Source organism: Paenibacillus aquistagni, assembly GCF_900177815.1.
Classification (GTDB): Bacteria; Bacillota; Bacilli; order Paenibacillales; family Paenibacillaceae; genus Paenibacillus_B; species Paenibacillus_B aquistagni.
In genome coordinates, this window is record NZ_FXAZ01000003.1 from 39786 (window position 1) to 60590 (window position 20805).

Here is a 20805-nt window from a genome sequence, read left to right on the forward strand (position 1 = left end):
TGGCAGGAAGATGGCAAAGGATGAGATTGGACAGCAGATGGTCCAACGTTTACTATCAGGATATCGAGACAAGTATGATAAAATAGAGAGATCGATGGAAACTTTAGTGAGGTGAAGTTCATGTTCGGCAAAATATTGGTCGTAGACGATGAACAACCAATTGCAGATATTTTAAAATTCAACTTGGAAAAAGAAGGCTATGAGGTCATTTGTGCTTTTGATGGCGGGGCAGCGGTAGAGATGGCGCTAAAGGAGAAGCCTGATCTGATGCTGCTCGATCTGATGCTGCCGGTGAAGGATGGCATGGATGTATGCCGTGAGGTGCGGCAGCATCTGCACATGCCTATTATTATGCTTACCGCGAAGGATACGGAGCTCGACAAGGTGCTCGGGCTTGAAATGGGCGCCGATGATTATGTAACGAAGCCCTTCGGCACTAGAGAGCTGCTTGCTAGAGTGAAGGCGCATCTTCGCCGCCAGCAGAAGCATGCGGCTGCAAGCAGCGAGGAGGCGTCCATGCCGGAGAAGCAAGGGATTCGGCTGCATGAGCTGCTTATTGATACGGATATGTACATTGTCTATAAAAATGGAGAGGCGCTTGATCTGACGCACCGCGAGTTCGAGCTGCTCCATTATCTTGTGCGCCATAGCGGCAAGGTGATGACACGAGAGCATCTGCTGCAGGCGGTATGGGGCTATGAATACTTCGGCGATGTTCGTACTGTCGATGTTACCATTCGTCGTCTGCGCGAGAAGATTGAAGATGATCCGAGCAAGCCAGAATATATTATTACCCGTCGGGGACTTGGGTATCTGATGATGAATCCACGCAGCGGAGGGCTATGATGAAGGTATGGATCAACCGCTTTTTGCGCACGATCCAAGCGAAGCTCATCATTATTTATGTGCTGCTGATCCTGATCGCCATGCAGCTGATCGGCGTTTACTTCGTCAGCACGATGAAGCATACGCTGACGAATAACTTCACCAATGATCTGCAGATGACCGCTAACTTTGTACTGACTTATGCGGAGCAGAAGCTTAAGGGTGAAGAAGAGATTGATAGTGAAGGCTCGCTGGAGGACTTGGAGGCCATCGTCCGTAACTTATTCAATATGAACGGGGTAGAGATTCAGATTCTTGACGCGACAGGGAAGGTCTTGATTACCTCTGTGCAGGCTCACGCTGATTATATTGGACGCAAAAACACAGAGATGGTCGTGAACCGCGCCCTGCAAGGCATACGAGACAATGAGGAAGTTATCATTGATGAGGAAAATGTGCGCAAGAAGGTCCTCGCGAAGCCAATCTCTTCAGGCACCAAGATCGTAGGCGCCTTGTATGTCGTTGCCTCCATGAAGGATCTGTATACCACGATTGAGGATATCAACAAGATCTTCCTCTCGGGGATGGTGATCGCCTTAGGGCTGACGGCGGTGCTTGGCGTGATTCTTGCCCACACCATCACCCAGCCGATCAAGAATATTACGAGACAGGCCACAAGAGTCGCTGATGGCGACTTCGAGGGACAGGTGCCTGTGCTCGGCAATGATGAGATCGGCCAGCTGAGCGAAGCGTTCAATGATATGACGCGCCGTCTGCAGGAGGCACTCAGTGTGAATGAGGAGGAGAAGGAGAAGCTCGCTTCCGTTCTCACGAACATGAGTGACGGTGTGATTGCAGCGGATGAGCAGGGGCGCGTCATCTTGATCAACCGCCGCGCGAGCGTGATGCTTGGCAAGCGCGGACAGGAGTGCGAGAACAAGCCAATGGCCGACTTGCTTGGCGTTGAGCCTTGGCAGCTGGAGGAGCGGGCGCAGGACAAGGTCAATTGGATGCTGCTGCCGCTCCATAGTGCAGAGGGCGATTCTGAGCCCCATGAGACAATCCTGCGGGTGACCTTCACCCCTATTCATCGTCGGGGAGAAGGGATCACAGGAACGATCGTTGTGCTTCAGGATGTGACTGAGCAGGAGAAGCTCGATCAGTCACGCCGCGAGTTCGTGGCCAATGTGTCGCATGAGCTGCGCACGCCGCTTACGACGATTAAGAGCTACGCCGAGGCGCTCGAGGATGGAGCGCTGGAGGAGCAGCAGCTCGCAGGTCGATTCGTCGGCGTCATCCGCAATGAGACGGAGCGAATGATCCGTCTTGTTACGGACCTGCTGCATCTCTCGCGGCTCGACTCCAAGCATGCTAAGCTTCGAATGAAGCCGATCCATGTGTCTGAGCTGTTAGAAGAGGTGCTGGACCGCTTCTCCTTCCAGTTTAGAAGCAAGCAGATTGAGGCCGTTATCGAGGTGAAGGAAGGCGTTGAACAGGCTTGGATGGATCGAGATCAGATCGATCAGGTGCTGGACAATCTCGTGTCCAATGCGCTCAAGTATACCGCAGAAGGCGGAAGCGTGAAGCTCATCGCTGACGTAACGGAGGACCAGCGCTTTGTCTCTATAACGGTTCAGGACACAGGCATTGGCATTCCGAAGAAGGACCTTGAACGAATATTTGAACGATTCTATCGAGTGGATAAAGGCCGTTCACGCAATATGGGCGGTACGGGGCTTGGCTTGTCGATTGCCCGGGAAATGGTGCTGGCCCACGGCGGCAGCATTGTGATGGAGTCGGAATGGAATGAAGGGACAAGCGTTACCTTTACCCTTCCGATGAAGGATAGCCTTCAGCATCTAGATGAAGCACAGGAAGGAAGTGAGGCTGGCCTATGATGGAGCGAGTGAAATCATGGCTGTTGGCGGTTCTTGTCGTCTTAAGCCTCGTTCAAAGCTTCTTCTTGTCGTACAGCATGCCCAAGTTCGATGCGGTCGAGCGCTCATCTAGTCAATATATTAAGCCGAATCCATCTGGCCCAGACGAGAAGGTGGAGAATCTAATTTACCCGGAGCAGATGATTCTGCATCTTGGCAGCAACGAGCATGCGGTACTGTATCCGAATATGACCTTTTTCAATATTGTGATGAAAAGGCTTGAAGGCCGTTCCTATGACGGCTTCCAAGCGAAGCCTGTTCACGTGATGGATTGGAAGAAGATTCGCGAGGAGCGGGAGGGCATCGAGCTTCGCTATAATACGGCAATTCCGGTCAAGCTGCTGAAGAAGGTGCTTCCGATTCAGGAAAGCTCTTCCTTTGATTCAGAAAGCGTATCTCGCATCTGGATCTATGCAGCAGATGAAACAAACGAAGCTCGTGTCTTTTTCTTCACAGCAGATGGAGACAAGATCTATGAATCAACCGGTGCCGATCTCACCGTGCAGGATGTAAGGCAGCATGTCGAGTTCGGACGCACCTGGAATCGATATCAGCTCGTTAATGATACCTTCTATGTGCCGGTTGACCCGTACGAGATGGTTAATGTGACGCTGGCGTATACGCTGTATACACCAGAGCAGATGCAGAGCAGTCTGTTCTTCGATCCGACACTTACCAAGATTATTCAGGAGACGGATGGATCGAGGATTTATACGGATGGCAAGCGCGGATTGCAGATTCATAGCGATCAGCACTGGGTGACCTATTCGGATGCAACAGCGCCCGGTGAAGGCCGCAGCGATCCTACAAGCGATGTATCGACAGCGGTAAGCTTTATGAACCAGCGCGGCGGCTGGAACGGCAGCTATCGTCTCGCGAAGATCGTGGACAATACCCGTACACCGTCCGATGTGAACAGCATCTTGAACAAGCAGAACACGCTGATCTTCCAGCAGTACTGGGGCTCTTATCCGATTGTGAGCACAAGCAGCTTCCAGTTCGGCTATTTGCAGGTCATGCTGCAGCAGGGCATGGTAACTAACTTCGAGCGTTCGCTTGTGCAGCTCAGTTCACACGGCATCGATAAGGAACTGCGCAGCCTTGCAGGCGGCAAAACGTTAATTGATGCCTTAAAGGGAATGAATCGTGTTGCGGATATTGTGGAATTAGATCCGGCTTATGAGCCGGTATTGAAGAAGGATAAGATTGAATTGGTTCCGGTATGGCAGATCACTTACCGGGATGATACGACAGAGCTGCTTCGACTGTATGCTGAACAGGGGTCTGACACTGCGGCAGCAGGTACAGGAGTGCCACATGCGCAAGAGTAGAAAGGGGGATGGTGTCGATGGATTGGAGTCGAGCGAAGAGCATCCTGATCTATGCGTTCTTGCTCCTTAATGTCGTACTCGGCTATCAGCTGTGGCAGGATGTGCAGGAGCGATTGTCCACACAGTTGGACTGGACGTCATTGTCTGAGGATGCGAAGCAGATGAAGGAAGCAAAGAATATCGATATTCCGGCTAAGATTCCTTCTGAGACACCATCACTTCGTGAAATTACGTATAAGGTGATTGAGAATCAGCAGACTAGGGTGCCCTTAAAGCAGGTTGCGGACAGTAAGATTATTTATATGTCTCAAAAAGACTTTATTGAGGGTCTTGGAGATGAGATCCATTATCTAGAGCAGTATCGCCATGATATGGCGATTAATGAGGATGGCGTATTCATTCTTCATCAGCAGCTGACGAACGGGCTGCCTCTATTCGAGGTGAAGCTGAAGCTGTATTATGAGAATCAGAAGATTACAGGATACGCCCAGCAGTACGTTGAGGCTGAGGAGTCACGGGAGCTTGAGGACCAGAAGATTATTACGGCCTCTCAGGCCTTAGGCAGTGTCATTATGAATCACTTGTCCGTAGGCTCCATCGTGAGGGATATCCAGCTTGGATATCACGGACAGCTGTTCGATACGGATACGCAAGTAGCATCGCCAACATGGCGCATTATGCTTGAAGGCGGAGATGTCTACTATGTCAATGCGATCAGCGGTTCCGTAGAGCATGTGCAGGGAGAGAAGGGGAAAGAAGCATGAGTTTACGATTCACCGTATTGTCGAGCGGCTCAACAGGGAATGCGACCGTTATACAGAACAAGGATGCAACGCTGATGATTGACGCTGGCTTAAGCTGCAAGCGAGTCAATCAGCTGCTTGAAGAGCAGGGACTGTCCGGCTCTCAGATTGACGGCATTCTGGTTACGCATGAGCATTCGGATCATATTAAGGGACTAGGGGCATTCTCAAGAAAACACCAAGTCCCCATTTATGCAAATGAGAAGACATGGGAAGCGCTGGAGAAGCATATTGGTGATATAGCAGAGGAACATCGCATTGTGATGCGGACCGGGGAGGCGAGGGACTTTGGAGACCTTCGAGTAGAGTCGTTTGGAATATCCCATGATGCTGCTGAGCCTGTCGCTTACAACTTCTATGAAGGAGAGACCAAGCTCAGTGTAGCGACTGACCTGGGCTATGTCAGCGACAAGGTGCAGGAGCAACTGCAAGATGCCAATGTAATGGTGTTCGAGTCCAATCATGATGTTGAGATGCTCCGGATGGGGCGGTATCCTTGGAACATTAAGCGGCGCATTCTGGGCGATCTTGGCCATCTATCCAACGAAGATGCGGGCAATGCATTATGCGATATTGCAACAGGCAATACCCGCCGTGTCTACTTGGCCCATCTAAGCCGCGAGCATAACCAGATGGATCTTGCGAAAATGAGCGTTCAAGGCGCGATGGAGGATCGGGGATACTTTCTCAAGGAAACCGAGCTTCAGCTTCGCGATACGTACTATGATCGTCCTACTCCGTGGGATACGGTTGTTGAGAAGACGAGAATTCCTGCGTTAAGTGAATAAAGGTATCGAGCTCAGATGCCTTGTTCGAGATATCATCCTTGGTAATGACGCCTTTATCTACGAGTAGTTCCATTAAGGTGGATACAGCCAAGGTTAAGCGGTATTGATCATCTTTTAGGTCGGCAATCTTGCCCACCAGATCGATCTCTGTCCAGGTTGGAGAATATCGTTCCATCGTTTCACGCTCCTCAAGGTAATAGAATCTTGGAAAATAGAACGCTATGAAGTGTTCATATGATAGAATATGTGAAAGATTTTAATTCTATGACTGTTCATGACTGTCCAAGTAGCGACATATGCATTATTATTTAGTATATCCTGCAAATTGTAATGCATTCTGATTGATTAATAGAATCTGTCAAGCGATTGTTGGCTTGTGATGAGATAGAGTAGTCACAACACCATGAGATAGCGCGATTGGATCGGCCTTCGATATCGATGAGGTTCCGAACCAGAGGCGTTCGGCTGGGCTGAGAGGAGATGGAGCGGGTGAGTTTGTTCGATGATGATTTTTACTCCCCTAAGGTACCGAAGCGGCGCAAGCGGGAATGGCTGAAGAGAGCAAAGGTTCCGCGGCGCCAGTGGCAGAGGTTGAAGCAGCCCTTCTCATCAACACGGGGAATGACCATTGTCCTGGTCGCGATTACAGCAGTGATCAGCTCCCTGCTCACACTGACGATTGTGCAGCTGTGGGCGGAACCAAGCGGGCCTGTGCAAGCTTCGGCAGATCCTTATGAGCGAATTGTAGAAGCGGCAGACAAGGTAAGCCCTACGGTTGTTAGTATCGTGAACAAGCAGAAGGATGCATCAGATACACTGGCAACGCCGGAGGAGGCTGCACTTGGCTCTGGCATTATTTTTAAACAAGAAAATGGCAAGGCTTATATCATTACCAATGAGCACGTGGTCCAGGGCGCTGATCTGCTGGAGGTCGTGCTCGCGGATGGGCAGCGCAAGAATGCTGAGGTTGTGGGCAAAGATAAGATTACGGATATTGCTGTGCTGAGCATTGGAGATGCAGGCATTACGGAAGTGGCTGTTATGGGCGATTCCTCGAAGCTGCGCCGTGGAGAGACGGTCATTGCCATCGGCAACCCGCTCGGCTTCGGCGATTCCTTGACTGCCGGCATTATCAGCTACACCAATCGCAAGATTCCCGTATCGCTGAATCAGGATGGGGTCTATGATTGGGAGCAGCTTGTCATCCAGACGGATGCGGCGATTAATGAAGGCAACAGCGGTGGAGCGCTGGTTGACTTGAGCGGTCGTGTCATCGGCATCAACACGATGAAGGTTGCAACGACCGGGGTAGAGGGACTCGGCTTTGCGATTCCCGCCAATGAAGTGATGCTGATCGTTGACGAACTGGTGGCGCAAGGCAAGATTATCCGCCCGTACCTAGGGGTATACACCATTGACCTTGAGAATCCATATGCGCCGATTACGGAAGAGCAGCGTGAGGACCTGGAGCTGCCGGACAGCGTCGAGCATGGCGTTATCGTGCTTGAGGCAACGGGCCCTGCGGAGACAGGCGGGCTTAAGCTTAACGATGTGATCGTTCGTTTGGATGATACGGATGTGGCCTCGACGCTTGCCCTAAGAAAGTATTTGTATGAAGAGAAGAAGGTTGGGCAGCAGCTTGAGATTGTCTTTTATCGAGACGGGAAAAAGATGTCGGCAACGGTCATGTTGGTGGATAAGCCAGAGTCTTAATTCGGTAAAAAGGTCCCCTGAAGGACTTGATGGAAATGAAGCCATCAGGTACAGTTAAGGCATAGTCAATACGTCGATGTGGAACAGCAAGAAGGGCATGAGAAAGAGGGAACGTCATGTATGTAGTTTGCAAAGAGCATATTGAGCTAGCGATTGATAAGTTTGTCGATGAATATGAGGATGCGCCGGATGTTGTGAATCTGGATGAGCAGCAGTTCAGTGATTGGGAGCGTCCCATCAAGTGCTGCATGAAGGATTGCGGTCAAGAGGCACAATTCCTTGTTGTATAAGCAAGAGGCACAATCGAAGGAGAGCAGGGCTGTGGATAAGTTCCATGGCCTTGCTTTTTTTATTGGGGCAGCCATTATTTGTGGATAACCGCAGGAGTGAGTAGATCTTACACCGTTATTCACATGTGGATAACGGTTCGGGAAATCATAGATGTGTTATGCACAGGCAGAAGCATCATCATATCGGTCTAGAGATGTAGATAAGATTCGTTCATAGGAGGATGTAAGGACAGGCTCAGGCACGTACAATATAAGGAGCTTATTATTGGGAACGTGGAGGAGATAAGGATGAGAATCGTCCAACGCATGATTCGCTATGCCACTCAGCACTTCGAAGACGGCCGCTTTGCAGACCAAGAAGAGATCGACTATCAATGGCCGGCACAAGGATTCCCTGTCGTCAGCATTCGCACCAATCGCGGATTCTCAGGGAAGCGGGGCATTGCGAAGCCAAAGGTCGCGGTAGGACTGATCGCCATCGGCGATATCGCAATTGGATTAATTGCTGGAGGCGCGATTAGTGTCGGGCTGCTGGCCGTTGGAGCACTATCCTTCGGGGTATGGCTGGCGCTAGGGGCGGTCGTCGGAGGGCCGGGCCTTGCTGCAGGTGCGGTAGCCATTGCGGGAGATATAGCCCTTGGTGCAATAGCTGTGGGCAACTGGGCCATCGGAGCGATTGCAATTGGAGCGAAAGCAGTTGGGGCCATAGCCATCGGACAATGGGCGCTTGGTGTAGTGAGCATAGGCGAGTATGTGCTTGGTCTTGTTGCGATTGGCGAGAGCGGCTTCGGTCTTGTTCCCATCATCGAGGATTTGTGGCGGTGGATTGGCGGGTTGTTTGATTAGCAGCACAGAGACTTAGGGGGCTATTGCTGTTTTTTCATGGTCATTCATCAGTATTTAATGTGTAGGTTCTCAGGTTGTTTATGTGGGCTCGTTTCGCCATCTTTAACGTGGTAGAGTGATCTGTATGGGAAGCTCGTACAGGCAGCAGTCGTCGCGGATGAGGATGAGGAACGGGCTTTTATAATGGATCAAAAGGAGGCTGGATCATGCGAAGCGAGCAAGAGATGATGGAGCTGATCTTGCATGTGGCAAGACAGGACGAGCGCGTACGTGCGGTAGGAATGAACGGCTCTCGGACGAATCCGAATGTGCTGAAGGATATGTTTCAGGACTATGATATCGTGTATTTGGTTACGGATATAGACTCGTTTATTCAGGACCCGCACTGGATTGATGTGTTTGGGGAACGGCTGATCATGCAGATGCCAGAAGCGATGTCAATGTTCCCGCCTGATCTTGGCGGTTGGTTCTCTTACTTGATGCAGTTTGAGGATGGGACGCGGATCGATATGATCTTGATCCCGATAGAGGACAAGGATAAGTATCTTCAAGACAATAAGCTTACGGTCATCCTGCTGGATAAGGATCAGGCGCTGCCAGAGCTGCCTTCCCCAACGGACGAGGACTATTGGGTAAAGCGGCCATCGGCTCTATATTTCGCAGATTGCTGCAATGAATTCTGGTGGGTATGTACGTATGTGGCGAAGGGCTTATGGCGTCAGGAAATATTGTTTGCACAGGAGCATCTCCATTCGATCGTTCGTCCGATGCTGATGAAGATGCTGAGCTGGAAGGTTGGCATTGAAACGGATTTTTCTTTAAGTGTTGGGAAGTGTGGGAAATATCTGAAAGCTTATATGACCGACGGAGCTTGGAATAAGCTTATGGCTACTTATCCGAATGGCACCTACGATGGCGTATGGAACGCGTTGTTCACCATGTGTGGGCTGTTCCGGGAGACAGCGCTGTTTGTAGCCGATCGGCTGGGATTCGAGTACCCGATGGAAGATGATCGGAAGGTTACGGCTTATCTGGAGCGTGTAAGGCAGCTGCCGGCTGATGCGACAACGATGTAGGAGAAATGAGTGAGCCTTGACTGCTCTAGGGGATGATCGATGATGCCTCTGGTGCGGGCGAGGCCTTTTTATTATGTATCTGAAGCAGCATGAAGGCGCAGCACAGCATAGCTAAGCAAGAGCAGTATTGCGTATAATAATGAGATAGGTGAGAGATATGGTGGCTGACTGCGGTTATTGCTTAATAGAGTGACCGTAGATTGAAGCAATCCGGAATATAAATGAATTGAGGGCTATAGATGTTTATACAAATTGTTGGTGTAGGAAAGTTGAAGGAAAAATATTTGGTGCAGGGGATCGCAGAATACAGCAAGCGGCTGGCCCCCTATGTGAAGTTCCAAGTAATTGAAGTGCCAGATGAGAAGGCACCCGAGAATATGAGTGATGCAGAGCTGCTTCAGGTGCAGGAGCGGGAGGGCGAGCGAATCCTGTCCCATATTAAGCCGGATGCGCATGTCGTGGCTTTGGCAATCGGCGGCAAGCTCTGGTCTAGCGAGGAGCTTGCCGAGCATCTGGACAAGCTTGGCACCTACGGGACGAGCCATGTGGTATTCGTCATTGGCGGTTCCGTTGGACTGTCGCCAGCCGTTATGAGCCGCGCACAGTCGAAGCTCAGCTTCGGCCGCATGACCCTGCCGCACCAGCTGATGCGCTTGGTGCTCGTGGAGCAGATTTATCGGGCAGTGAAGATAAATCGGGGGGAACCGTATCATAAGTAGAGCGAAATTTATTTAGAGAGATCTGTTGAATCTTAATAAGCAGTAGGTTTTCAAATAGTGAATGATAAGAAATAACTAAGTAAATATATAATGAATTCATGGGCATCCGGTAGGGTGCCTTTTTTTATTTGGTAACTCAATTTCCTCCCGAATTTAATAAGCAGAATTAAGTAGAAGTATGTAGAAATAAGAAATAAATTATATACAATTCTAATGTAGATCTCGTAAAATAGGAATATGGTGGAAAATTAGGGAGATAGGTTGTGGGTACCTTGTCACGAAGCGCTGACTATACAATACAAGGCTTTATTTATCAATTTAATAAAACACTACTAGAAATTTTAAATGATGAAGATGATGCAGTAATTTCAATTGAAGGCATCATTGAGGATATAGAAATTGCCACTGACTTCACAACAAGAGCGATACAGTGTAAATACCATGAGGAACAAGAGAATTTCACTCTAGGTAATGTGTACAAACCCATTCTTCAGATGATGGAACATTATTTTGATAACCTAGACAAGGATATAGAGTATAAACTCTATGCGCATTTCCCAAATGAAAGAGAGGGTAGTAATTTTGAGATAAATGAGGAACACATAAAGACAATACTCCAGTCACGCGATCAGAGGTTTCAGAGAATTATTACTAAGATAAAAGGAAATGTTGATATTCCAGGTTTCCTTGAACGCTTTACTTTAGAATTTGGTGCTTCTCTACAGGTAATTATTGAACGTATCACTACGTCTTTGGAGAGAAATGGATTACCGAGAGATGACATTGACACTTTATTTTACCCCAATGCCATCCAAATGATTGCAGATCTGAGTATACTTCATGAGGCTCAACAAAGGGTAGTTAAGAAATCATCAATGTTATATGATCTACAACAAATTAGGAAAACAGCAATTACAAGATGGACACGATCATTGCGAACATTGGATAAAATTTTGTCCGCTAGAAGAAAGCAGTTAAAAACTAATCTTGACAAGAATTCTAGGTTGCGATACTTATTTTTATCCCAACAATCTATTAATAATTTCAACGATGAAATTGTAAATTTCATATCCGATTTTGTAAATAAGTTTCACTTTAAAGAGGTGCACGATAAAACTCCACTAATTTGTATAAATTGTTCACAGGAAGTTTTTAAAGAGATACGAGTAAGGTTACATAAGAAGAATATTCGATATAATGATGGATTAGTGACTGACGAATATTTCGATAAGAATAAATTCCTGACAGGACCTGTAAGAGCCAAAATAGGGAAGCAATTTTATACTGACTTTCAAGTACGACTTCTACGATTTGATGAAAATGATATCGGAATATTAAATGAAACAAAATGTGATGATTTTTTTCTATTCACTGATACTGTGCCAGAATTGGATTTTCAAGACGTAAATGTCGAACATATAAATCTAAAAGAAATTAATCAAATTAAATTTGTTATGGGAATGGTGGATATTTATGACTAATGTAATTGGTAAAGTAATGTCTAGTTCTCCTGATAGTATTGTTGTTACAATACAAAATTTAAAGGCCCTTGAAGATAATAAAGACAAATTACAAATTGGACAATATCTAAAAATAGCAGACGGAAATAGCAATTACATTGTTAGCGTGATAAATAATATTAAAGCAATAGATTACAGCATTGAAGATGATATTAAACTAATAATTGAAACGCAACCAATAGGCAGTATAATTGACGATAATTTCCGCAGAGGAACAAAAAATTTACCTGTTCCAACAGAGCCTGTATATGTATTAGATGCTGGAATGCTTGATCGTATTTTTGGGGCAGGTGCAGAATATAATTTTCCTATTGGTGCCCTGTCTCAGAATGAGAACATTCAAGTAAAAGTAAATGGTGACAAGTTTTTTGGGAAACATATTGCTATTGTAGGCTCAACTGGTGCAGGCAAATCATGTACAGTGGCGAAAATACTACAAGGAGCCGTGGGTATTAATAAATCGCTAAACACTAATTCAGAGGAGCAAAAGAATTCTCATATTATTATTTTCGACATACACTCTGAATATTCCGCTGCTTTTACACTAACGCAAGAGCAGAATTTTACATTAAACAGTCTATCCGTGGATAAAATGAAACTACATTATTGGCTAATGAATTCAGAAGAGTTGGAATCATTATTTATAGAGAGTAATGAAAATAATTCCCATAATCAGATCTCAATGTTTAAAAATGCCGTTATATTTAATAAGGAGAAACATAATCCCACAATTAACGACATTACGTATGATACACCTGTCTATTTTGATATTAAAGAAGTATTTAATTATATCGAAAACATGAACAAAGAAGTGATTAGTAAGCTTGAAACCGAAAATTGTCCAAAATTATCAGACAATACATTGGTAAGAAATCGTAAAGAACTCTACTTTGATGAAGTATATGAATTTGTGCCACAATCCACAGCGGCTGCAACTAAAGCTTCTAATGGTCCATTTCATGGTGAGTTTAATCGATTTTTGTCCAGATTAGAAACGAAACTTACCGATAAAAGGTTGAATTTTTTGTTGAATCCTACCAAAGAAAATGGTGGGCTATATTCGACTAATGACTTTGAAGAACTCATGAAGCAGTTTTTAGGATATCTTAATAGAGCAAATGTCACAATAGTTGATCTAAGTGGAGTACCCTTCGAGGTTCTGAGTATAACAGTAAGTTTGGTTGCAAGATTAGTATTTGATTTTAGTTTCCATTATTCAAAAATCCAGCATGATAGAGAGTTACTTAATGATATCCCTGTAATGATTGTTTGCGAAGAAGCGCACAATTATATTCCGCGTAACGGTGGTGCCGAATATAATTCATCAAAAAAATCTATTGAGCGAATTGCTAAAGAAGGGAGAAAATATGGGTTAAGTTTAATGGTTGTAAGTCAAAGGCCTTCTGAAGTATCGGAAACGATACTAGCGCAATGCAATAATTTTGTTTCACTTCGTTTAACAAATCCGAATGATCAAAGTTTTGTGAAAAACCTCATGCCAGATAGTACAAAAAATCTTGGGGAAATACTCCCGAATCTTGGGCAGGGTGAGTGCATAGTCGTAGGTGATTCAATAATAATGCCTACGGTTATCAAGATGGAGAAACCGATGCCGGAACCGAAATCGCAAAGTGTCCCATTCAGTCAAGAATGGGAGCAACCATGGAAACAGGTAACCTTCTCGGATATTATTAAACGTTGGAGAAAAGAAGAAGGATTAGAACAGTAATTCTATGTTAGGGATGCGGATGCATCCCTTTTATCTATTCCATCGATTAATACCAAGAGACTTATAATATTCTTGAATTGACCACTATTATTTGATCTATTTTCTCTGAATTCGACGAGTGCGTTCACTCGGAAGTCGAGGCTTTGAAGCCGAAGATGGCTGTCACGAAAGGGTTGAATCAATTATTATGTATCAACATTAATCTGACGTGACTAGCATTGAAGACTAGTTGGTAACAGTGGGGCGCATCACTTTAACGGCAAATAGACCTTATGCAAAAGAAACAAAAAGAGGACTGTAAGAATAGTGGAAGCTGATATTTACTTGGATAATTTAGGGATACAGTCATTACAAATACAAAATCGATTATTATAATAGGCATCTCATAAAAATATTAGGAAACGGAGAACTAAATTATGAGTGATAATCTCCCAACAAGATTAGCAACATTTGATCAGGAAGAAGACAGTGTACTGAAATTTAAGCTCCTTGTGCCTAAAAATAAGTATCTGGTTCGCACGGAATCGGGAGGTGACTACGGTGTTGATTTGATTCTTGAACTAAAAAATAACCAATCTATGACTAATTTTCGTATACACATGCAATTGAAAAGCAATTCAACGAGAAAGGTAAGCAACGGTGGTACCTTCGGGTTTTCTGTACCCGTATCTACATTAAATTATTTGATGAATCAGCCGCGGTCTATCTTTGTCGTGTATGTAGAGAAGAGTAATTGCTTTTTATGGGAATGGGTAGCTGAAATCAATAAAGTCTGTATAGATAAAGGCATGGAGTTATCAAGTACAACCCAAAAGGAAGTGAAGTATGAGTTCCAAAAGGAACTTGCTTATAAATCTTTTGATGAGATTTTTAATATGGTCACGAATCATGGAACTTTTACACGTGAGGTATCCCTCCGCCTAATGAACGGCTTTGAAGTGGTTCCAGGCGTGGGGGGGCAAATCGTTGATACAATCGACACTTTTAGAAAAGAATACGAGCAGGCTCAGGAACTAGAGAAGGGTTATAAATTCGCGAAAGCCTTAGAGAAATATGACGCCCTATCTAAATTTCTAAAGACCGAAGGTATTTATGCTAAATGTGCTATATTGGCTGAAAGTATAAATGATTATAAAAGAGCGATTAGTTATTGTGATAAAATTTTAAATAATAATACTTGTCATTTCGAAGCAAACATAATAAAAGGAACAAGTTTGGGACAGTTAAGAAAATATAGGGAAGCCATTACGGTTTTAGAGAAGGCCCTTTCACTTGAGGAGAATTTCATTGTTCTTAATAATTTGGGATACTCTTGGTGGATGAACAACCATCCAGAGAAAGCGACTAAATACTATTTAAGAATCCTACAAGTTGACCAGAGTAAAGCTGTACAGACTCATATTAACTTGGCCCTCTGTTACGATCAGATGTTTAATTTTTCTGAAGCCTTTCGACATATAGCTATAGCCCTCGAAATTGACCCATCAAGTTCGAAAGCCTTAGCGATTGCTGGTAAGTTCCACCGGTTTTTTGGCAGGAACGATATCGCAGAAGAGTATTTCAGGAGGTCACTTGACATCAATCCACATGATTACGTAGCAATTTCTGGATTAGCTTTGATTCTAGTGGAGAGAAGAGAGAGTTTTGAAGCGGCGCATTATTTTGGGATATGGATGAAAGATCATGGTCAGACGCTCTTCAAGAATAAGCGAAAGAAAGAACAAAATGTTCTCATTGTAGACATGACGTGGAGAAGCATCAATCCTATTCTGTTAAAACAGCTTACAAAAAGAAAATTTATGGTTAGTTTCGAAAATGGTGAGGAACACCACATTGAGATTCAAAAGAAGGACTGGGTTGCAATCGGTGCCATATTAGAAAAGACTGAAGACGTGGAAATCCCTATACTCCCGTATTTATTAAAAGTATACGAGCAAGAACAAGATGCCGTCCAGACCATAAAGCAAATATTGCAAAGGGTTTCATTAACCCAGTATGCTTTTATGCCGGACACCTATGTAGATGTAAATTCCAGCATTCAGGTAATTATAAAGGAACTGGAAAAATCTGTTTTCTTCACAATTGTTTTTAACGACTTCAGAATTACTGGATCTACGAATGCTTCAGACAAAGTCGGGTTTAAGCAGTTCATTAAATCATTTTCAAGTTCTAAAGAGATTCAAATCCATATCCGGGATGAAAGTAAACGAAAAAACATAATTATTAGCGGCGTAAAAAAGGTATTCATTTCTTAGAAAATGAAAAACGGCGAATACTTATTTTTAGAAGTTATCGAGGAGGATAAATAAGTTCATTATAGAATACTATTTTGTAATTGGTTGGAGATGGGAGGCAGGGACTAGTTATGGATAGATTAATGCAGGATCTGGCCATACGTGGTGAAAGTATCCAGAGAATCTATGATTATTTTATTGGTGAACGATTTTTAGTAAATCGAAGATATCAAAGGAAATTGGTCTGGAGTATTGAAGAAAAGAAAGCATTTATTGACTCTATTCGAAGAGGTTTTCCTATACCGCTTATATTAGTAGCCGAAGTAAGCTTTAATGATCAAAAAAACTTTGAAATTATAGATGGTATGCAGCGACTAAATGCAATAATTGCTTTTATTGAAGGTGAGTATGATTTAGAGGGTGAGTATTTTGATCTGGAAACAATGGCGAAAACAAAATTACTATTAGATAGCGGTGATTTAATTCAGAAATTTCCTAAAATGGATAGAAAAATATGCACTCAAATAGCAGGTTATAATTTACCACTATCTATCTATTCTTTTGAAGGAATAGACAAAATTGATGAGATTTTTCGAAGAATTAATTCAAATGGTAAGCACCTATCAAAACAAGAATTAAGACAAGCTGGAGCAATAGGTCATTTTGCCCAGCTTGTCAGGCACATATCTAGTAAGGTCCGTGGTGATGTTTCCGCACACGATACACTCTTGTTAAATGAGATGAAAAATATCAGCATTACCAGCCGCGACTTACCTTATGGGATTAACGTTGATAGCGTTTTCTGGGTTGCTGAGGGCATATTAACAAGAGAATACGTTAGGCAATCACGAGATGAGGAAGTAATCGCTGACATTTTGGCATATATGGCATTAAGTACGAAACCACCTTCAAGTTCGGATATTCTTGATGACTATTACGGACTTTCGTTAGGGGAAGGAGAAGTAGACAGTAGATTTCAGGAAATTGAATCAGCAGTTTTAAAAGTTACACCAGGAGTTTTGGGTCAACAGTTCTTATATATATACGATGAGTTAAGAAAAATATTGAACCACTCGGGACAAACCTTTAATAGATTACTATTTGAAGATGCAGGACCGCGACTACCTCGGTATTTCCAAATATTATTCTTAGCATTATACGAACTATTGATTCTGGAGTCTTTAGTAATTGCTAATTATAGGGGATTAATTGAACTTTTAAATAACATGGGTAGCAGAAATATGAACCTAGGGGGGGGAGGCGGACGTTGGAGTGCAAAAGAACGTCAAAGTAATATAGCCGCAGTAGCAGGCATAATTAGAAGTGTTTTTGTTAAAAAAGAAAGAAGAGACCCGGCAATAGATTCTTGGATAACTCAATTCGAAAATATCTTAACCCAATCTTTTACAGAGCAATCCTTATATGATTTTAAGCAAGGATTCCATAGACTGGGGGGAGATTTCGAGTTTGACGAAGCCCTCTTTAAAAAAGTAATTCTAACTTTAACCGCAATGGCGAACGTTGGTCCAAATACAGTAGGGTACGTCATTATTGGAATTGCTGATGACCACGATGCTACTGACAGGATTGAAACAGTATATGGCACAAGTGCAATAAAATTTAATAAATTTGAAATTACAGGCGTTCAGGGTGAAGCTTCTAAATATAGAAATGGACTAGATGGTTACTTTCAATATATTATACAAAAACTATCCTCCATGCCTATTTCAGAAGCTGATAAAAATCAAATATCTAGAAACATTAAACTGATTAGTTACTATGATAAATCAGTGCTTATATTTCAAATTGAGAGTAGAAATGAACCATCATTGTTTGATGGGAAATATCATATTCGTAAAGGGCCAAACAACGAAGCAATACCTCCCGAAGAATACCCAGATTTGTTCAGAAGATTCTTTGCATAATTACTTGTCAAAATGCTGTCTACCCACAAAGTCTAAGAAGACTGGAGGACAGCTTTTGTTTTTAATAATCAGCAATTGGCTGTAAATATTGTAATAGCAATGGCAATGTTAATTTTAGTTAGTGTAGGCAACCGGGATAATCAAGCTTCTATAGTTTCGCCCTATTTATGATACGGTGAACCGTATCATAAGTAGCGGCGTAGTCTGAGTGTGATTGTTATTAGTGATCTGCTTAGTAAAAAGCACCTTCAGTTTCTGGACAATTAGTTCGTTTGTCATCAGTTTCTTTCCGCTTGGTCTTTCAGCCATTGTTCGACCTCCTCGTCATGCGCTGTGGCCTGCCTGAACCTTTTAGGTTAGTTGCTCATGATAGTGGAAGCATATCTTTCATTATTAATGTTGGTAAATATAAGCATAAAATTTTTCAAACACGAGCTGAAGATGGATTTGAGGGCAATGGCTATGATTGGGGTTCATTAGCAGCCGTGTTTCTTGAAGAGAAAATGCTTCACTTAGTTGATATCATACGATTTGACCCAGAAGCTGATATGTTCGCTGATTATACAGACAATAAAGAAGCAATATTTAGTTTAGCAATCACCTTTAAAGAAGCATGTGAAGATGACTCATTAATAAGAGACCTATTTACACGAGCTGTATTAGATTGATTGGAAATATCAAGGTACAACAGTATTCTTTGTTGCATCAAAATGACGTTCGCCATCTCTATGAAAAAGGCATTGCTACACTATAAGCAAAATGAAAGCCTATACAGTGAAAAAGTTTCTTAGAAAACGATTACTAGATTAAATAGCTTATTAGTCCTCAACAAGTAGCTGTATGTATTAGAAACTTAAGATATAAAGGGGGATTTATTATGAATATTGTTGTTGCGGAACATTGGAATCTTGAAAAGCATGAACTGCCCGGCGTTAATAGCATCATCTTTCCAAATGGCACTGTAACAATCTTAAGTTGTTACAGCACATATAACCCCAACACAAATGAAAGTAAATTTTATTGCTCTCCCTTGTGTGACACAACCATTGAAAGCATATCAAAGTATAATTTTGAATGTTGGACGATCGTTGATGAATGGGTCAGTATTGATTATCAAGATGGGAAAATCTGTGGCGGTGATGGTCAAATGGGAAATGAAGGATTTATTGCTTGTATGGATGCTGAAGACTGGTTGGTATGGGGAATATTTTTTGAAAATTCAAACCCTATAAAAAGCTTAGAAATTAAAGATAAAATCCTAATCGCTATTAATGAACATACCGAATTACAAATTGAAATCAACTTAGAAAACATCACCCAAATTAAAATGACTTCCATTAAACCAAATACGAGCCAATGAATTGATAGTTCCATGAAACACAATACGGCGAGGTGACGGACTTCTCGCTGTAGAGTTTCTGCACGGCTTCCCAGACATTCTGCTAGATAATCGCTTCATGTTCACCTTTCTCAATAATGGGATTTGAATTGGTTTCTTTCCGCCATTTTCGCCCCAATTTTCACGGACATTATATCTAAGGCAGCAGAGTATTTTGCGGACATGATAAATAAAGGGCAACACTTTAGCGAATGTAGGCATTTATGATTTGTTACCTGTTAAGGAGCGAAACCGAATGGATAATGAACGTATTAAACAAGGGCTATACAGTCTTTCTATTGCGACAAATGCAAGTGAAGTTGTTGAAGCTTGGGTAATGATGGGGGAGTCAACGGAAGATAAGTCATCAATTATCTCTTTAGACAACTATCACAAAAGTGTATACCCTACTGAGTTGAATAAATTAATCAACAATATCGATAGCCACTTCATTCCTTACTTTGAGACCGACAAGCTATACTTTATTGATGACGAGTTATTGATTGAAACTGTTAAAAACGGGGAAAAGGACACCACATTTGGTCTTGACTACTCAATAATGCTGGACACAAATTATGCCAGCTAAATACATAATTTTGTAAGTAGGGATTATTCAACTTTAAATAATGAGATATTTACTTCAATTGACCTGCTCATTAGGAATGGTTTTAATTATGATCATATTTTTTATATGATAGAAAACTATAAAAATTCGTTTGTAAATATAGAAGGTGAGGATGAAAAGACCAAAAGAGATAAAAAGGCCAAGTTATACCTTAATTTAGTCAGCCTCGAACTTTTCAAAAGCATTAATAGAGAAGAATATATTAAAACAGGAAAGTTGCAATATGGGATTACAGAAAATGAAGCACAATTGCAAGCCGATCAAATCTTTAATGGAATTTTCAATTCTGCTTATGCACAAGAGTTGATGGATTATTACTTAAGAATACAGAGGTATATGGTACTATTCATAATAGGGTTAATGCAGATTAAGTTCGAATCAAAAACAACTGTACACAAGAAAGTCCAGAAGCTCTTTGAGTTTGCAACTAATATTGTCGGTATATATTTTGATAGAGAGTTTGTTATTGCTCATAAGTATTTCACTACACAAAACGATGTTAAAATGCTTAATAAAATCAATAAAGGAATGAGTCCCAAAAAGGTGCTTCAAATTATTGAAAATATAGCCTGGGATTTCTCTGTACCTAGGATTATGGAGCGACAGCTGTTACACGGTGGAAATGGACGTTATTTCATTCCATTTTTCCTAAGTAATGATCAAAACTTAAGAGAGTTATTACGACTTTTTAAAGTCAAAGGAATTATGTACAGTAAGTCAGATGACTTTTTTATTCCATTTACTAAAATCATTACTCAAGAATATTTTGACGCTCATAACTACAATGTTGAAACTTACTTTACGGAAGAAGCACTTACCCGTAGGGCAGCAACATATGAGCGTAACAAAGATAGCCTTCCGCAAGTTATCGAAAGAGAATTTAAAAAGTTGACAGAAATAATGGGTTTATAAGTTATAAGTACTGTACGCAGTTAGCGTCACACGGCGGTGAATAGTGGATTTGGTCATCCGCGGACCCCCTGTCTGATTTGTGGACAGGGGGTCAACATGCCCGCAAAAATTTTGAAAATGGCCCACCTTGATCTTGAATAGTCAGCCTTTTTGC

Annotated in this window: 19 protein-coding genes; 18 read left to right on the forward strand and 1 reads right to left on the reverse strand. The window is 42.8% G+C overall.

Annotated features, from left to right (window positions below):
• Positions 1-120: 120 nt before the first annotated feature.
• The 5 genes from yycF to B9Y93_RS11680 are packed head-to-tail and all read left to right on the forward strand — an operon-like array spanning position 121 to position 5684.
• Entirely contained in the window at positions 121-846 is a 726-nt protein-coding gene (yycF, locus tag B9Y93_RS11660; protein WP_085494612.1) for a response regulator YycF, read from the forward strand.
• A complete protein-coding gene (gene walK / locus B9Y93_RS11665; protein ID WP_085494613.1) occupies positions 846-2723 on the forward strand; it encodes a cell wall metabolism sensor histidine kinase WalK in 1878 nt (625 codons plus the stop codon). The genes yycF and walK overlap by 1 nt, the downstream gene beginning before the upstream one ends.
• The gene (gene yycH, locus B9Y93_RS11670) at positions 2720-4093 is read left to right on the forward strand and encodes a two-component system activity regulator YycH (protein ID WP_085494614.1); all 1374 of its coding nucleotides are present in this window, start codon (positions 2720-2722) and stop codon (positions 4091-4093) included. Before walK ends, yycH begins: the two co-directional genes overlap by 4 nt.
• 17 nt (positions 4094-4110) lie before the next feature.
• Entirely contained in the window at positions 4111-4857 is a 747-nt protein-coding gene (yycI, locus tag B9Y93_RS11675; protein ID WP_085494615.1) for a two-component system regulatory protein YycI, read from the forward strand.
• Positions 4854-5684, forward strand: coding sequence for an MBL fold metallo-hydrolase (locus B9Y93_RS11680; protein WP_085494616.1), 831 nt, complete (start codon positions 4854-4856; stop codon positions 5682-5684). Before yycI ends, B9Y93_RS11680 begins: the two co-directional genes overlap by 4 nt.
• Here the strand turns inward: B9Y93_RS11680 and B9Y93_RS11685 are convergent.
• The gene (locus B9Y93_RS11685) at positions 5629-5859 is read right to left on the reverse strand and encodes a hypothetical protein (RefSeq protein WP_085494617.1); all 231 of its coding nucleotides are present in this window, start codon (positions 5857-5859) and stop codon (positions 5629-5631) included. The two genes, B9Y93_RS11680 and B9Y93_RS11685, sit on opposite strands and share 56 nt — an antisense overlap.
• A 314-nt stretch (positions 5860-6173) precedes the next feature.
• Between B9Y93_RS11685 and B9Y93_RS11690 the strand changes: the two genes are divergently transcribed.
• The 13 genes from B9Y93_RS11690 (at position 6174) to B9Y93_RS11750 (ending at position 20651) form a co-directional block, all read left to right on the forward strand.
• The gene (locus B9Y93_RS11690; protein WP_085494618.1) at positions 6174-7397 is read left to right on the forward strand and encodes a S1C family serine protease; all 1224 of its coding nucleotides are present in this window, start codon (positions 6174-6176) and stop codon (positions 7395-7397) included.
• A gap of 116 nt (positions 7398-7513) precedes the next feature.
• A complete protein-coding gene (locus tag B9Y93_RS11695) occupies positions 7514-7687 on the forward strand; it encodes a CxxH/CxxC protein (RefSeq protein ID WP_085494619.1) in 174 nt (57 codons plus the stop codon).
• Positions 7688-7975: 288 nt separating this feature from the next.
• A complete protein-coding gene (locus B9Y93_RS11700; protein ID WP_244903381.1) occupies positions 7976-8533 on the forward strand; it encodes a hypothetical protein in 558 nt (185 codons plus the stop codon).
• 206 nt (positions 8534-8739) lie between these two features.
• Positions 8740-9609 carry an aminoglycoside 6-adenylyltransferase gene (locus tag B9Y93_RS11705; protein WP_085494620.1) on the forward strand — a complete coding sequence of 290 codons (870 nt, stop codon included), beginning with the start codon at positions 8740-8742 and terminating at the stop codon, positions 9607-9609.
• Between the two features lie 239 nt (positions 9610-9848).
• The gene (rlmH, locus tag B9Y93_RS11710; protein WP_085494621.1) at positions 9849-10328 is read left to right on the forward strand and encodes a 23S rRNA (pseudouridine(1915)-N(3))-methyltransferase RlmH; all 480 of its coding nucleotides are present in this window, start codon (positions 9849-9851) and stop codon (positions 10326-10328) included.
• Between the two features lie 263 nt (positions 10329-10591).
• Entirely contained in the window at positions 10592-11809 is a 1218-nt protein-coding gene (locus B9Y93_RS11715) for a hypothetical protein (protein WP_085494622.1), read from the forward strand.
• Positions 11802-13577, forward strand: coding sequence for an ATP-binding protein (locus B9Y93_RS11720; RefSeq protein ID WP_085494623.1), 1776 nt, complete (start codon positions 11802-11804; stop codon positions 13575-13577). The genes B9Y93_RS11715 and B9Y93_RS11720 overlap by 8 nt, the downstream gene beginning before the upstream one ends.
• Positions 13578-13993: 416 nt before the next feature.
• A complete protein-coding gene (locus tag B9Y93_RS11725) occupies positions 13994-15832 on the forward strand; it encodes a DUF4365 domain-containing protein (protein ID WP_085494624.1) in 1839 nt (612 codons plus the stop codon).
• Between the two features lie 110 nt (positions 15833-15942).
• Positions 15943-17736: a GmrSD restriction endonuclease domain-containing protein gene (locus tag B9Y93_RS11730; RefSeq protein WP_085494625.1), complete on the forward strand. Its 1794-nt coding sequence runs from the start codon at positions 15943-15945 to the stop codon at positions 17734-17736.
• A gap of 272 nt (positions 17737-18008) precedes the next feature.
• Positions 18009-18404 carry an Imm51 family immunity protein gene (locus tag B9Y93_RS11735; protein ID WP_244903382.1) on the forward strand — a complete coding sequence of 132 codons (396 nt, stop codon included), beginning with the start codon at positions 18009-18011 and terminating at the stop codon, positions 18402-18404.
• Positions 18405-18613: 209 nt separating this feature from the next.
• Positions 18614-19096 (forward strand): hypothetical protein, encoded by a 483-nt coding sequence (locus B9Y93_RS11740; protein WP_085494626.1) that lies wholly within the window; start codon positions 18614-18616, stop codon positions 19094-19096.
• A gap of 274 nt (positions 19097-19370) precedes the next feature.
• Positions 19371-19700, forward strand: a complete 330-nt coding sequence (locus B9Y93_RS11745; RefSeq protein WP_085494627.1) for a hypothetical protein — start codon at positions 19371-19373, stop codon at positions 19698-19700.
• A gap of 105 nt (positions 19701-19805) precedes the next feature.
• A complete protein-coding gene (locus B9Y93_RS11750; protein WP_085494628.1) occupies positions 19806-20651 on the forward strand; it encodes a hypothetical protein in 846 nt (281 codons plus the stop codon).
• The last annotated feature ends 154 nt before the right edge of the window (positions 20652-20805 follow it).